Below are 13,893 nucleotides of genomic sequence, written 5' to 3'. Positions count from 1 at the left end.
CACGATGACAAAGGAAGGCTGATGAACCACAGGTACGCGCTGAGGCAAGACCAATGGGAGCGCATCAAAGACATGCTGCCGGGGCGCGAGGGGCACGTTGGGGCGACGGCACGCGATAACCGCTTGTTCGCGTTGAGGCGGTGTTGTACCGATACCGTGCGGGCATCCCGTGGCGCGACCTGCCCGAGCGGTTCGGAGATTTTCGGGTAGTACATCTGCGCCATTCGCGATGGAGCAAAACGGATGTCTGGCAGCGCATCTTCAAGACTTTGTCGCAAGACCGGGACAACGAGTACGTGATGATCGATTCGACCATTGTTAGAGCCCATCAGCACAGCGCAGGGGCAAAAAAAAAAGAGGGAGGACGCCAGAAAACCAAGCCATAGGTCGCAGTCGTGGGGGAGCAAGTACCAAGATCCACGCCACGGTCGATGCGCTTGGCAATCCCACAGGCTTTCTCCTGACGCCTGGCCAGGCGCACGACCTCCAAGGAGCTGACGTTTTGCTCAAAGACATACAAGCAGATGCAATCTTGGCCGATAAGGCCTATGACGCCCAGGATCGGGTGATCGAGCCACTGCTCAAGGCAGGCAAGACCGTCGTGATCCCGCCACGCAGTAAGCGCAACGACCAACGTGACTACGACCGGCATTTGTACAAAGCACGCCATCTGATCGAGAACTTCTTTGCCAAGCTCAAGCAATACCGCTGCATCGCCACTCGCTATGACAAAACTGCACGCAATTTCCTCGGCGCTGTTCATCTCGCCGCTTCGGTCGTCTGGCTCAATTGATGACAGGCCCTAGCCATGGGTAAGGTGACCGGGCTGCCTCCCGCGCGCGTTTCGATCGAACAATTTTGCGTCGACTGCAATCGGCCAGGACATGGTAAACCGTTTTTCCCCTCACACCCGGAGTTATCCGTCTCGTGGAGCCATCAGAATGGCATCGTCATGGCAGCAGTATCGACTTTTGATATTGGTGTGGATGTCGAAACACTTAGATCTATCCCGGTCGATTCCGATTTTTCCGAGAATGTGCTCTGCGATGCAGAACTGGAAATCTTCAATAAACTGCCTGCGACCAGCTCCGATGGGGCAAGTTTAAAGCAATTGTATGTTGCGCGACAATGGGTACGCAAGGAAGCCATTGTAAAGCTCGGAGGTTGTTCGCTGGATCGCCTGTCGAAGCTGGATCTGGGAGAATTAGATTTTCCGGATTTTTCTTTGGACACTTTTCAGCGAATCAATTCCGGATGCGATTACGCAATGATCGACATTTCCATCGTAAATCGAGTATGTCTCGGCGCGCTGGTATGGCGGGGGGAGACACAGGGCATCTTATTGTCTGCGACTAAAGAAGGACGCAATCCATGAAAAATGACATCCGGATGGCCGCAGCTCAGACTGTCGACCAGTGTGATTTCAATGCCAATCTTGTTCAACATGGCCGCTTCATCGAAGCGGCCGGCCGCGAAGGGGTGAAATTGCTCGTTTTTCCGGAACTGTCCCTGACGGGCTATCATCGGAAACAAGCAAGTGCGCATTCCGTTGAAATGACATCTCCTCGCCTGGATGCATTGCGCCGCGCGTCAGCGAGCGCAGACGTAGTTGCCGTCGCTGGCGTCCCGCTGATGGTGGATGGGCGGCTCTTCATCGCATCATTGGTCATCAAGCCCGACGGAACCATGGCCAGCTACTGTAAGCAGCACTTGCATCCTGGCGAAGATCTATTCTTTCACCCTGGTGCTGAGGGGGCTGCCAACCTTGAAACCATGGGAGTCGCATTGGCAATATGTGCTGATACAAACTACCCGGAACACGCTGCCGCAGCCAGTGCGCTCGGTGTAGATGTCTATGCCGCTAGTTGCTTGATTACTAACGGCGGCTATGATCAGGATTCGGCGCAGTTGATCGCATATGCGGCCAAACATGCTTATGCGGTCCTGATGGCCAATCATGGTGGACCTACCGGAGGATTCGAGGTGGCAGGCAGGAGCGCCATCTGGGATGAGAAGGGCAATTGCGTATCTGCTGCGCTTGGCACGGGAGCGCAGCTTGTCATTGCTGAACGTTCATCGGGACAGTGGACAGGTCGTGTTATGCGGCTGCCTCTTGAGTAAACAAAACGACTGCGCTGTCATGTCCGTATGTCCGTAGCGTTTCTCCACGATGGACCTTTTGAAACGATACCCATCGTGCCTGCATAACTGTCCGCAAGCGGGGGGGTAAGTGTTTGAAGAGTGGCTTTGAACCGCTGTCCGAACTCCTCCACCATTTGGAACTGGCCCGTGAAGTCCAGGCCGTGCTGCAAGACGACGGCTACCTTGTCCTGGCCGAACTCGCCCGCGCGGGGGGCTCGCCCGGTGGCATCCGGCCCAAGGCCCAAGTCCATTTCAACCCCCAAACCATGGCCGTGAGTACCCGGGCGTCCCAGGTGCCCGGGGGGGAACCATGGCTGCTGAAGTTTGCCGGTGCGGACGATGCCCCGGATAGCTGCGCCTTGGAGGAACTGTATGCGCGCCTGGCACGCGGCTGCGACCTGGCCATGTCTCCCACCCATCTCTTTGAATTGCCCGGCGACCGCCTGGCATTCGGCACGCGGCGTTTCGACCGGCGCGGCAGCACCCGGGTGCATGTGCATTCGCTTGCCGGACTGCTGCATGCCGATTTCCGGCTGCCATCCGTCAGCTACGAGGACTTCTTCCGGGTAACGCGCCGCCTCACCCGGGACCAGCGCGAACTGGTCAAGGCCTTCAGGATTTGCGTATTCAATGTGCTCATGAACAACCGGGACGATCACGCGAAGAATCTGTCGTTCATGCGCGAAGCCGATGGACGCTGGTTGCTTGCCCCGCCCTACGATCTGACCTATGACGCCGGGTACCGCGGAGAACACTTCATGGACGTGGCGGGCGAAGGGAGAGCGCCTGCGCGCGAGCACCTCCTGGCTGCGGCAGCGAAAGCCGGACTGCCCACCCACGTCGCCATCCGCTGCCTGGATGCAATGCTCGGGCGCATCACACCGGATCTGCTGTTGCAGGCAGCCAAACTGCTACCCCTGCGTTCTTCCACGGTCAAGATGGTGCATGGCGCCGTGCTCGGCAACCATGCCAGATTGCGCGTTGCCTAGGCATTTACGGGAAACCCACGCGGTCGAGCATTTGCTGCACCCGGACTGCGTTGGCGCCCACGGCGCTGATCGGGATGGTTTCGCTCTTGAACGGCTTGCCTGCGGTCATGGCCTTGAGCGCGGGGTTGTCGAGTTCCACGCCTTGGGCCACAGGCCATTCGTTGTTGCCGTTGGCAAAGTGGTTCTGCGCCTCGGGGCTGGCCAGGTATTCGAGGAAGCGGATGGCATTTGCCGGGTTCTTCGAATGCCGGGCGACGGCGCCGCCGGCGATGTTCAGGTGCGTTCCCCAGGATTCCTGGTTCGGGAACACCACGCCCACCTTGTTCACTGCGGCCATGTCCTCGGGTTTGGTCGAGCGCATCATGCGTGCGAGGTAGTAGCTATTGGTCACGGCAATATCGCATTCGCCGGCGGCCACGGCCTTGATCTGGTCGGTGTCGCCGCCCTTGGGGGGGCGTGCCAGGTTGGCGACCACGCCCTGGAGCCAGGCCTCGGCCTTCTGCTCCCCCAGGTGCTCGGTCACGGCGCCGAACAGGCTCAGGTTGTAGGGGTGCGAACCCGAGCGGATGCACAGCCTGCCCTTGTTCCTGGGGTCGCCGAGCGACTCGTAGGTGGCCACGTCCGACTTCTGCACCTTGACCTTGTTGTAGACGATCACGCGGGCGCGGGTGGACAGGCCAAACCACGAAATGCCGCCGTCGGCCGCCGGAGCGCTGCGCAAGTTGGCGGGAATGGCGTGGTTCAACAACTTGGACTGTATGGGTTGGAACAGGCCATCGGTTTCGCCCTTGTGCAGGCGGGTGGCGTCCACCAGCAGGATGACGTCCGCAGGGGACGCCGCGCCTTCGGCCCTGAGCCGGGCCAGGATGCCCGCGTCGTCGGCGTCCACGCGCTGGATCCGGATTCCGGTAGCCTGCGTGAACCCGCTGTACAGCGCTTCGTCCGTGGCGTAGTGGCGGGCCGAGTAGAGGTTCAGCACCTGTTCCTGGGCATGGACATGGGCGGCGCTGGCGAGCAGGGCGCAAGCGCTGAGCAGGGCTTTCACGGTCTTGGGCATGGCGGGTTCCTTCGGAGTGGTTGGCGCCGCGATGGTAAGACAAACGCGAATTATTCTCAATAAGCTTGACGCCAAGCCATTGCGCCGAAGATTTTCTTCGGGCATGGATCGGTCGCGCTACAATCGCGGGCTTTTTTTGCGGAAAGTACGCTGGATGCTCCACGGTGCAAAGGTTGCCCCGGGTTCGGCACGGCTACCGCACTTGGCGAGGATCGATCATGAAAGAAGGCATTCACCCCAACTACCGCGAAGTGCTGTTTGCGGACCTGTCCAACGGCTTCAAGTTCGTCACCCGTTCCTGCGTGAACACCAAGGAAACCGAGACCTTCGAAGGCAAGGAATACCCGCTGTTCAAACTGGACACCTCGTCTGAATCGCACCCCTTCTACACCGGAACGCAAAAGTCGGTGGACAACATGGGCGGCCGCGTGGAGCGTTTTCGCAACCGTTTCGGCAAGACTGCGGCGAAGGGCGCTGCTGCATAAATCCTTGTCGGCTCGAACATCGGGCGGCACGCCAGGAGGCGCCTGGGCCGCGTTCGTGCGCGCGACCCCAACGGGGCTGGCGCTCGTGCCGGTCGGCATGCTCTTCGGCGTGCTCGCTGCGCAGGCGAACTGGGGTGCGCTGGACGTGCTGCTCTTTGGCGTGCTCGGCTTCTCGGGCAGCGGACAGTTCGCGCTGTTGCCGCTCGCAGCGCAGGGTCAGGGCTTTCTGACCATGCTGCTGGTGGCGGTCTCGATCAACAGCCGCTACGTGCCGATCGCATTTGTCACCGCTTCGCGTTTGCCGAGAGCACCGCTTCGTCGTGCCTTCCTCGCGCATTTGTTGGGCGACGAGGCGTATGCGGTGGAGCACGAGCAGGACGCGAGCGTGTCCATTCTTGCCATCCGCCTGACGATCTACGGCGCATGGGTGCTGTCTACCCTGGCCGGGGTGTTGGCTGCCGGCCTGCTCCCACGCAGCAGCCTGTCGGGCGGGATGAATCTCGGCTTTCCGGCCAGCGCCGTATTGCTGGTGCTGTCCTTCGGCCAACTCAAGGCGCGCGTGCCGCGGATCGCGGCGCCCTGGCGCCGCCGCCTCGCAGAGATGGGCCTGTGCATCGCTGCTGCGATGCTGTTGTTCGCCGTGCTCGGCCCTGTCTGGTTCTGGCTTCCGAGCATCGCCTTCAGCTCCTGGCGGCTGTGGAGGGCCGGCGCATGACGCTCTCTTCGCATGGCTTGGCCATCGTGGCCCTGCTGGCCACCAGTGTGCTGGTGCGTGTGCTGCCGGTATTCGTGCGGCTTCGCCTGAGCGACACGGCGCGCAGCCTCCTCGAACGGGTGCTGCCCATGGCGGTGTTCCTGAACTTCGCCATCTACATCGCCTTGACGGAAATCCGCACTGCGCCGGTGGCGGCAATCGCCGCCATCGCGGTCGTCGGCATCATCACACTCTCGACCCGCCTCGGGCTCTTGCTCACGACCCTTGCGGGCACCGTCGTGTACGTCCTGACCCAGATGGCGGCGCAGGCCTGAGGAACGCTGGTAAGGGCTTGGCCCTAAACCGACCGGCTGCGCGCCAGCGGCGGGTTTCTCGCGAAGTAGCGGGTGATGCCGCGCATCAGTGCATCGGCCAGTTGCTCCTGGTAGGCGCTGCTGCGCAGGCGTTTTTCCTCTTCCGGGTTGCTGATGAAGGCCGTCTCGACGAGCACGCTGGGGATGTCGGGGGCCTTGAGCACGGCAAAGCCCGCCTGCTCCACGTGCGGCTTGTGCAGCCGGCCCAGGCCGCCGATCTCGCCCAGCAGCACGCTGCCGAGCTTGAGGCTGTCATTGATCTGCGCGGTGGTGCTCATGTCCAGCAGGGCGCGCTGCACGTGCTGGTTTTGCAGCTGCACGTTGATTCCGCCCACCAGGTCGGCCTGGTTTTCCTTTTGCGCCAGCCAGCGTGCTGCCGCGCTCGATGCGCCGCCCTGGCTCAGTGCAAACACGCTTGCGCCGCGCGCCTCGGGGGAGGTGAAGGCGTCGGCATGGATGCTCACGAACAGGTCGGCCTGCACGCGCCGGGCTTTTTGCACGCGCGTTCCCAGGGGCACGAAGTAGTCGCCGTCGCGCGTCAGGTAGGCGCGCATCGGGTTGCCGCCCACGGTGGTCGCGTTGATGCGCGCGCGCAGTAATTGCGCCACGCGCAGCACCACGTCCTTCTCGCGCGTGCCGCTGGGGCCGATGGCGCCGGGGTCTTCGCCGCCGTGGCCCGGGTCCAGCGCCACGATGATCAGGCGGTCGGTCTCCGTGGCGTGCTTGCCGGGGCGGGCCGGGGGCGCGGCGGAGGGCAGGGGGGTGGATGCTGCCGCCGCTGCTGCGACGAGCGGCAGCGGCAGGGCCGGGGCCGAGTTGCTGCTGCGTTGGGCGATCAGCTCGCCGAGCTGGTCGGGTTCGGCCGTGGGCGCTGGCGTGGGGGCATGGGCGGCCGGCGCGGGGGCATCGCGCAGGCGTTCGGCGATCAGGCCTGCGAGCGGGTCGATGGGCGTGGCCGGGTACAGGTCGAGCAGCAGCCGGTGCCGGTACGCCGCCACGGGGAGCAGGGCGAACACCTGCGGCAGGGCGGCTTGCCGCAGGTCCAGCACCAGGCGCACCACGCCGGGCGCGTTCTGGCCGACGCGGATTCCGGCAATGTTCGGGTCGTCGGGCTGGACCTTGGCCACCAGCTCGCGCAGCGCAGGGCTGAGGTCTATGCCCTCGATGTCCACCGCCAGGCGCGGCGGTGTGCGCACGAAGAACTGTTGGGTGCGCAGCGCGCCGTCGGACTCGATGGTCACGCGCGAATACTCGGGCGCCGGCCAGACGCGCACCGCGAGGATGCTCGCGCCGCGCGCAATCTGCTGCCGGCCCAGCAGCAGCACCAGGCCGGCGGCCCGCAGCACGGCGCGGCGGACCGGGGCTTCGGGGAGGAATGGGTTCATGTGCTCAGAGTCCTTGCAGCAGGCTGCGGCCGGTGGGGGTCCGGGCGCGCAGTGTGACGTTTCTCTCCATGGCCTCGGTGGTTTCGATGGATATGGCAAGGTCCGCGGGCGGTGCGAGTCCTGCGGCCTTTTCCGCCCATTCTGCGAGCTTCAGACCCGGGTGCGCAAAGAGCTCGCGCAGGCCCGCGTCCTCCCACTCGCGCGGATCGTCGAAGCGGTAGAAATCGAAATGCCAGATTGCCAGGCCCGGGGCCTCGTGCGGCTCCACCACGGCGTAGGTCGGGCTCTTGATGCGCCCCTGCACGCCCAGGGCGCGCAGCAGGTGGCGCACCAGCGTGGTCTTGCCCGCGCCCAGCGCGCCATGCAGGCTGAGGTAGGCGTTGCCGATCAGCGGCCGCGCGGCGAGCCGGCGTGCCAGGGCCTGCGTATCGTCCTCGCTGCGCCAGCGTAAATGGCGGACGGGGTCGGCGGTAGCGCCCGGGGCGCCGCTTTCTACAATCTGGCCGGTATGGGGTGCAGCAGTCAATTCGTTCAACTCGTTCCTCGCATGCAGGACTGGGCCCGCGGGCTGGGATTTTCCCAAATCGGCGTGACCGGGGTGGACCTGTCTGCCGCAGAGCCGGGATTGGCGGCCTGGCTCGCGCAGGGCTTCCATGGTGACATGCATTACATGGCAGCGCACGGCCTGCGGCGCGCGCGCCCGGCGGAGCTGGTGCCCGGCACCGTGAGCGTGATCACGGCGCGCATGGATTATTTGCCGCGCACCACGGCCGCGGGCTGGCAGGCTTTCGAGCTGGGGCGTCTGGCGCGCCCGCGCGAAGGCGTGGTCTCGCTCTATGCCCGGGGGCGCGACTACCACAAGGTGCTGCGCGCGCGCCTGCGCACGCTCAGCGAGCGCATCGCCGAGGCCATCGGCCCCTTTGGCCACCGGGTGTTCACCGATTCGGCACCCGTGCTCGAGGCCGAGCTGGCCGCGCGCAGCGGGCAGGGCTGGCGTGGCAAGCACACGCTGGTGCTCAACCGCGAGGCGGGCTCGATGTTCTTCCTCGGCGAGATCTATGTGGACCTGGCCCTGCCCGAGACCGCCCCCGCCACGGCGCACTGCGGCAGCTGCCGCGCCTGCATCGACATCTGCCCCACGCAGGCCATCGTCGCGCCGCACCGGCTGGACGCGCGGCGCTGCATTGCGTACCTGACGATCGAGCACGCCGGGCCGATTCCGCTGGAACTGCGGCCGCTCATGGGAAACCGCATCTATGGCTGCGACGACTGCCAGCTCGTGTGCCCCTGGAACAAGTTCGCGCAGCTCAGCCGCCTGCCGGATTTTGACGCGCGCGAGGGGCTGTCGGGCGAGCAGCTGGTGCAGCTGTTCGCCTGGGACGCGCCGACCTTTGCGCGCATGACCGCGGGCGGCCCGATCCACCGCATTGGCCACGAGCGCTGGCTGCGCAATGTGGCCGTGGCGCTGGGCAACGCGCTGCGCGCCACCGGCGACGACGCCCTGCGCGCCGCGTTGCAGCGGCGCGCGCAGGACGCGAGCCCATTGGTGCGCGAGCACGTGGCCTGGGCGCTGGAGCCCGCCGCTGTGGCGCTCAGCGCAGGACACCCAAGGCAAACGGCAGGCTGAGCACGCCCAGCAGGGTGGACAGGGTCACCAGCCCTGCCACATAGGGCCCGTTGTAGCCCATGCGGGCCGCGAGCACGTAGCAGGTGGACGCGGTGGGCAGGGCCGAGAAGGCGAGCAGCGCCGTGGTCTGCACGGCGTCGAGCCCGAAGAGCCGGGCCATGGCGAACGCCAGCAGGGGCTGGGCCAGATGGCGGATCGCCAGCACCGACGCGCTCAGCGCCTTGCCCCGCGTGAGCAGGCCCAGTTGCAGGCTGGCGCCCGCGGCCATCAGCCCCAGCGCCAGCGACGCGGCGCCGATGCGGCCCACCGTGGGCAGGGCCCATTCGGGAATCCGCAGGCCCAGCAGATTCGCGCTCAGCCCCGAGGCCGTGGCGATGATCAGCGGGTTGCGCAGCAGCTCGCGCGCAAAGTTGAGCTGGCTGTGCCGCGCCATGGGCCATACCGCTGCCACGTTGAACAGGGGCACGCACACGCCGATCAGCACCGCGATCAGCAGCAGGCCCTGGGCGCCCGCGAGCCGCTCGGCAAGGGCCAGGCCGATGAAGGAGTTGAAGCGGAACGCCACCTGCGCGCTCGCGGCGTGGTCGCGCGCATCCAGGTGCTTGCCGACCCAGGGCCAGTGCGGCAGGCTGTAGGCCAGCGCAATGCCCATGAGCCCCGAGAGCATGCCGGCCGCGATCAGCCCCGACGTGGCGCGAACGTCCACCGGGCTCGTGACGATGGACTGGAACAGCAGCACGGGAAAGAACAGGTAGTACACCAGACCCTCGACCGGCTGCCACACCGACCGGTCGAGCGCGGTGTAGCGGCAGACCAGGTAGCCGCACAGGATGAGGGAGAAATCGGGGAGCAGGAGTTGAGCGTAATTCACGCACCGAGAATACTGGATGCTTCGACGCGCGGCCGGCTCCGGGTTCGTCCCTACGCGAAATCCACAGGGACCGGGCGTCCGATGCGCATACCATCGGCGCTGTTCATCACCCCCCACAAGGAGAATGGAATGCATCGTCGTCAATGGCTCGCGCTGACGCTCGCGGCCGCCGCCGCCGGATCTGCGGGCGCACAGGGCTACCCCAACAAAGTGATCCGGCTCGTCGTGCCCTTTGCGCCCGGCGGCACCACGGACATCATCGCGCGCGTGATCGCCGATCCGCTGGGCAAGGCCCTGGGCCAGAGCGTGATCGTGGAGAACAAGTCGGGCGGCGGCGGAATCGTCGGGGCGGCCGAACTGGCCCGCGCGAGCCCGGACGGCTACACGCTCGGCGTGGCCACCGTGTCGACCACGGCGGCGAACCCGGCGATCAACCCGAAGACGCCGTACGACCCGCTCACGGACTTCACGCCCATCATCAACCTCGCGGCCACGCCGAACATCATTGCCGTGCACCCGGGCTTTCCGGCCAAGGACTACAAGGCCTTCGTCGCCGAAATCAAGAGGCTGCCCGGCCGGTATTCGTATGCGTCCTCGGGAACCGGCGGCATCGGCCACCTGCAGATGGAGTTGTACAAGAGCCTCTCGGGCGTCTTCGTCACGCACATTCCCTACCGGGGCGCGGGGCCGGCGCTCAACGACACCGTGGCGGGCCAGGTGCCGATGATCTTCGACAACCTGCCCTCGACCCTGCCGTTCATCAAGGACAACCGCCTGGTGCCCATCGTGGTCGCCGCACCGCAGCGCGTGGCGGCCCTGCCGAACGTTCCCACCTTCAAGGAACTGGGCCTGGAGCCCGTGAACCGCATGGCCTACTACGGCATCCTGGGTCCCAAGGGCCTGCCCAAGGACATCGTCGACAAAATCGGCGCCGCTGCGCGCAAGGCGCTGGAAGACCCGGCGGTGAAAAAGCGCATCGAAGACACCGGATCGATCCTGATCGGCAACACGCCCGATGAGTTTGGCGCGCAGATCCGGGCCGAGTTCGCCGTCTACAAGGAGGTCGTCGCCAAGCAGAAGCTCCGGCTCGACTAGCGCACGCGCTGGCCGCCGAAAAATGCCGCAGCTTCCCGATGTGCTATGGTTTTTGCATGCCTGACCTCACTTTCGACACCATCGACGCCTTTATCGACGCCCTCTGGCTGGAGGATGGTTTGGCGCGCAACACGCTGCTCGCGTACCGGCGCGACCTGACGCAGTACGCGCAATGGCTGGCCAAGCAGCAGCCGGGTCTGAGGCTCGACGACAGCACCGAGCAGCATCTGCAGGCGTACTTCGTGGCGCGGCACGCGCATATCCGCGTCGCGTCGGCGAACCGGCGCCTGGTGGTGCTGCGGCGCTACTTTCAGTGGGCGCTGCGCGAGCGGCGCATCACGGACGATCCCACCGTGCGGCTGAGCGCCGCGCGCCAGCCGCTACGCGTGCCCAAGACCCTGTCGCAGGACCAGGTCGAAGCCCTGCTGCAGGCCCCGGATACGGACACGCTCCTGGGCCTGCGCGACCGCAGCATGCTGGAGCTGATATACGCCAGCGGCCTGCGGGTGAGCGAGCTGGTCACGTTGAAAACCTTCCACGTCGAGCTGGACGCCGGGGTGCTGCGCGTCACGGGCAAGGGCGACAAGGAGCGCCTGGTGCCGTTCGGCGAAGATGCCAGCGAGTGGCTCGGGCGCTATCTTCAGCAGGCCCGCAGCATCATCCTCGGCGCCCGGCAGACCGACGACCTGTTCGTGACCCAGCGCGGCAGCGCCATGACGCGCGTCATGTTCTGGATCATCGTCAAAAAATGCGCCCATGTGGCGGGCATTACGACGCCCCTGTCGCCGCACACGTTGCGCCATGCGTTTGCCACCCACCTGCTCAACCATGGCGCCGATCTGCGCGTGGTGCAGTTGCTGCTGGGCCACGCCGACATCTCGACGACCACCATCTACACCCACGTGGCGCGCGAGCGGCTCAGGGCCGTGCACGCACGCCACCATCCCCGCGGATAACGCTGCCGGGCCGCCGGCATCGCCGGCGGTCCGGGGGGTGTTTCCCCTCTGTCCCGGAGGTCCCGGATTGTTGCCCGCCGTGAGAAAAGCGTATGCGGTGTACCGCCTTGTGATAGTTGCTGCGCTGCCGCATTTTCGGGGCAACAATCCGCCAAGCATCTGACGGACCCAGGCGTTGGCCGGGCGGCGAACCGGACCCGGCGATGCAGCGCTCATGGTGCCGCAGAGCACAGGGGGGTCGAAGCGCTCCGGGCCTTGGCGGGCATGGGCGCGCGCAACCCGGGGAGGGAGCGTGAGCCAAGCTGCTCAGGGCTGGCGCATGGCATATCAACCAAGGTATGGAAAGGACGGGAACGCCGCCGCAGTTTGCGCAGGTTCCATCGGTTCTGTTCTGGTTCGCCAAAACATGGCAGATCGATCCTGACAAACGGGATGCGTCCATAGAGGCACCATGGACACCGATAGCAATACCACCCCCGGCGCCACGGCTGATACCGTCCGGCCCAGCGCCACGGTCACGCTGGCCGACAGCATTCTGAGCATTGGCAAACCCACGACGACCGTCACCTTTGCCTTTAGCGAGCGCGTCACGGGCTTCACGGCAGACGACATTGATCTCAAGAACGCCAAGGGCACGCTGAGCCCGCTTATTGCGGTAGACGACAGAACCTGGACTGCCACGTTCACGTCAACGATCAACATCGATGGCGGTGGCCACAACGGTGGCACCGACACCATCAGCGTGGACCTCAGCGGTGTTACCGACGCCGCAAACCATACCGGTCAAGGCCTTGCCGTCAGCGCCCCCTACGACGTGGACACCAAGCGACCCACGCTGCTGAGCTTCCGCATCTCAAACGACACCGGACCTGACCCCACCCTCCATCCCGGAGAGTCAGCCTCTGTCTCTTTCATCTTCTCCGAAGCGTTGCGGGACTTCAAAGCCGAGGACGTGAAAGTGCCCAATGGCAATGTTACGGTGAGCGGCCTGTATCGCAACCTCAGTGTCCGCGGCAGCGTCTGGGAGGCCGCACTAACTGCTTCAATGGACAGCCCCACATTGACCCACATCAGGCCCACCGTGAACCTTGCTCACGTGACCGATTTTGCGGGCAACGCAGGCGAAGGCACGGAGGTGTCCACCCGCAACGTCTACGGTGTCGATCCAGAGAGTCCCGAACTGTTCGACGCCACGGTCACAGCCAACCAGTTGGTCCTCACGTACATTGATGAGAATTCGCTGGACAAGGACCACCCGGCACCCAAAGAAGCTTTTACGGTGCATGTTGATGAAGGAATCAACGTCGTCACCAACGTGGCCGTGGATCCCAAGGCCAAGACCGTCACTCTGACATTGACCAGCCCCGTGACCGCTGGTCAGAAAGTGATCCTCGACTACGCCGACCCCACGGGTCTTAACGACGCCAACGCCATTCAGGACGTGACAGGCAACGATGCATTGAGCGTGAAAGACCGTTGGGTTAGCAACGGCACGCCAGATACACCGCCCCCCACAACCTCATTGCCCCCCACGCCCTCACCGCACCCCCGCGTATCGGACACGGACAAGGACAGCCTGCCCAACGCCGTCGAAGACCAGGCCCCCGGACTCCCCGGCCCCGATGGCGCAGCCCCGGTGGCGGGAGATGGCAATGGCGACGGCGTCCAGGACAGCGAACAGCTTGCGGTGGGCTCGATCAGCGTGGTGCTCAGCCCCACCGGAGCCAGCAAGCCGGGGGACGCACCGACCACCTTTGTGACCTTGGTGGACGACAGCCAGGGCGGCAAGACCAACTCCGAAAGCAATGCACAGATCACCAGCCTGGAGCAGAAGGACGCCCCCGGGCAACTGCCCCCGGGGATGGAGATGCCGATCGGGCAGGTGTGCTTCGAGACGGCGCTGGTCGCCACCGGCAGCAGCAGTAGCAGTAGCGAGACCTTCAGCCTGTATGTCGATCCGGCGTTGGGCGTCAACGGCCACTGGGCGCAGGACAGCAGCGGCGTGTGGGCGAACCTGGCCAGCGCGCCCTATGGCGGCAAGATGGTGACCGAAGGCGATCGGCTCAGGCTGGACTTCCGGATCACCGATGGCGGGGCGTTCGACGCCGACGGCAAGGTGGACGCAAGCATTACCGCCTCCGGGGCACCAGCGCATATGCCGCTGTCCATTGCGGGGCAGGCGCCCGATGAGGGGCATGACGGGTTCTGGTTCTGACGG

At 65.1% G+C, this 13,893-nt stretch carries 14 protein-coding genes and 1 pseudogene; 11 read left to right on the top strand and 4 right to left on the bottom strand.

Translation table 11 applies throughout. The annotated features are described in order from the left end of the window. Positions 1 to 21: 21 nt before the first annotated feature. The 4 genes and pseudogenes from D5041_RS17710 to D5041_RS17695 all read left to right on the top strand — a co-directional run bounded on the left by D5041_RS17710 (position 22) and on the right by D5041_RS17695 (position 3,131). Positions 22 to 793, top strand: a pseudogene (locus D5041_RS17710) (IS5 family transposase). Positions 794 to 808: 15 nt separating this feature from the next. Then, positions 809 to 1,375 carry a 4'-phosphopantetheinyl transferase family protein gene (locus D5041_RS17705; protein WP_010100035.1) on the top strand — a complete coding sequence of 189 codons (567 nt, stop codon included), beginning with the start codon at positions 809 to 811 and terminating at the stop codon, positions 1,373 to 1,375. Beyond that, positions 1,372 to 2,121: a carbon-nitrogen hydrolase family protein gene (locus tag D5041_RS17700; protein WP_265285363.1), complete on the top strand. Its 750-nt coding sequence runs from the start codon at positions 1,372 to 1,374 to the stop codon at positions 2,119 to 2,121. Before D5041_RS17705 ends, D5041_RS17700 begins: the two co-directional genes overlap by 4 nt. A 182-nt stretch (positions 2,122 to 2,303) precedes the next feature. Next, the gene (locus tag D5041_RS17695) at positions 2,304 to 3,131 is read left to right on the top strand and encodes a type II toxin-antitoxin system HipA family toxin (RefSeq protein WP_265285362.1); all 828 of its coding nucleotides are present in this window, start codon (positions 2,304 to 2,306) and stop codon (positions 3,129 to 3,131) included. A gap of 4 nt (positions 3,132 to 3,135) precedes the next feature. Here D5041_RS17695 and D5041_RS17690 read toward each other — a convergent pair whose 3' ends face one another. Continuing rightward, positions 3,136 to 4,188: an extracellular solute-binding protein gene (locus D5041_RS17690; RefSeq protein ID WP_265285361.1), complete on the bottom strand. Its 1,053-nt coding sequence runs from the start codon at positions 4,186 to 4,188 to the stop codon at positions 3,136 to 3,138. A gap of 218 nt (positions 4,189 to 4,406) precedes the next feature. Here D5041_RS17690 and D5041_RS17685 point away from each other — a divergent pair, with 218 nt between their 5' ends. Genes D5041_RS17685 through D5041_RS17675 form a run of 3 tightly spaced genes read left to right on the top strand, consistent with a single transcriptional unit; the run spans position 4,407 to position 5,702 of the window. Further along, entirely contained in the window at positions 4,407 to 4,673 is a 267-nt protein-coding gene (locus D5041_RS17685) for a type B 50S ribosomal protein L31 (RefSeq protein ID WP_010100031.1), read from the top strand. A 4-nt stretch (positions 4,674 to 4,677) separates the two neighbouring features. Beyond that, on the top strand, positions 4,678 to 5,388 hold the full coding sequence (locus D5041_RS17680; protein ID WP_265285360.1) for an AzlC family ABC transporter permease: 711 nt from the start codon (positions 4,678 to 4,680) through the stop codon (positions 5,386 to 5,388). After that, positions 5,385 to 5,702 (top strand): hypothetical protein, encoded by a 318-nt coding sequence (locus D5041_RS17675; RefSeq protein ID WP_010100029.1) that lies wholly within the window; start codon positions 5,385 to 5,387, stop codon positions 5,700 to 5,702. The genes D5041_RS17680 and D5041_RS17675 overlap by 4 nt, the downstream gene beginning before the upstream one ends. Before the next feature lie 23 nt (positions 5,703 to 5,725). Here the strand turns inward: D5041_RS17675 and D5041_RS17670 are convergent, their stop codons facing one another. Then, on the bottom strand, positions 5,726 to 7,126 hold the full coding sequence (locus D5041_RS17670; RefSeq protein ID WP_265285359.1) for an N-acetylmuramoyl-L-alanine amidase: 1,401 nt from the start codon (positions 7,124 to 7,126) through the stop codon (positions 5,726 to 5,728). 4 nt (positions 7,127 to 7,130) lie between these two features. Further along, the gene (gene tsaE, locus D5041_RS17665; protein WP_029553987.1) at positions 7,131 to 7,652 is read right to left on the bottom strand and encodes a tRNA (adenosine(37)-N6)-threonylcarbamoyltransferase complex ATPase subunit type 1 TsaE; all 522 of its coding nucleotides are present in this window, start codon (positions 7,650 to 7,652) and stop codon (positions 7,131 to 7,133) included. A gap of 21 nt (positions 7,653 to 7,673) precedes the next feature. Between tsaE and queG the strand changes: the two genes are divergently transcribed. After that, positions 7,674 to 8,753 carry a tRNA epoxyqueuosine(34) reductase QueG gene (queG, locus tag D5041_RS17660; RefSeq protein WP_010100026.1) on the top strand — a complete coding sequence of 360 codons (1,080 nt, stop codon included), beginning with the start codon at positions 7,674 to 7,676 and terminating at the stop codon, positions 8,751 to 8,753. Here the strand turns inward: queG and D5041_RS17655 are convergent. Then, positions 8,719 to 9,624 carry an AEC family transporter gene (locus D5041_RS17655; protein WP_010100025.1) on the bottom strand — a complete coding sequence of 302 codons (906 nt, stop codon included), beginning with the start codon at positions 9,622 to 9,624 and terminating at the stop codon, positions 8,719 to 8,721. The two genes, queG and D5041_RS17655, sit on opposite strands and share 35 nt — an antisense overlap. Before the next feature lie 129 nt (positions 9,625 to 9,753). On the opposite strand from D5041_RS17655, the gene D5041_RS17650 reads away from it, so the two are divergent. From D5041_RS17650 to D5041_RS17640, 3 genes are all read left to right on the top strand, one after another. After that, positions 9,754 to 10,719: a tripartite tricarboxylate transporter substrate binding protein BugE gene (locus D5041_RS17650; protein WP_010100024.1), complete on the top strand. Its 966-nt coding sequence runs from the start codon at positions 9,754 to 9,756 to the stop codon at positions 10,717 to 10,719. Positions 10,720 to 10,775: 56 nt separating this feature from the next. After that, positions 10,776 to 11,675, top strand: a complete 900-nt coding sequence (gene xerD, locus D5041_RS17645) for a site-specific tyrosine recombinase XerD (RefSeq protein ID WP_029553986.1) — start codon at positions 10,776 to 10,778, stop codon at positions 11,673 to 11,675. Between the two features lie 451 nt (positions 11,676 to 12,126). Further along, complete coding sequence (locus tag D5041_RS17640; RefSeq protein ID WP_265285358.1) at positions 12,127 to 13,890, top strand: Ig-like domain-containing protein; 1,764 nt, start codon at positions 12,127 to 12,129, stop codon at positions 13,888 to 13,890. The last annotated feature ends 3 nt before the right edge of the window (positions 13,891 to 13,893 follow it).

The sequence above is a fragment of the Verminephrobacter aporrectodeae subsp. tuberculatae genome (assembly GCF_026127385.1).
Classification (GTDB): Bacteria; Pseudomonadota; Gammaproteobacteria; order Burkholderiales; family Burkholderiaceae_C; genus Acidovorax; species Acidovorax aporrectodeae.
This window is presented reverse-complemented; position numbering and strand designations above follow the sequence as displayed.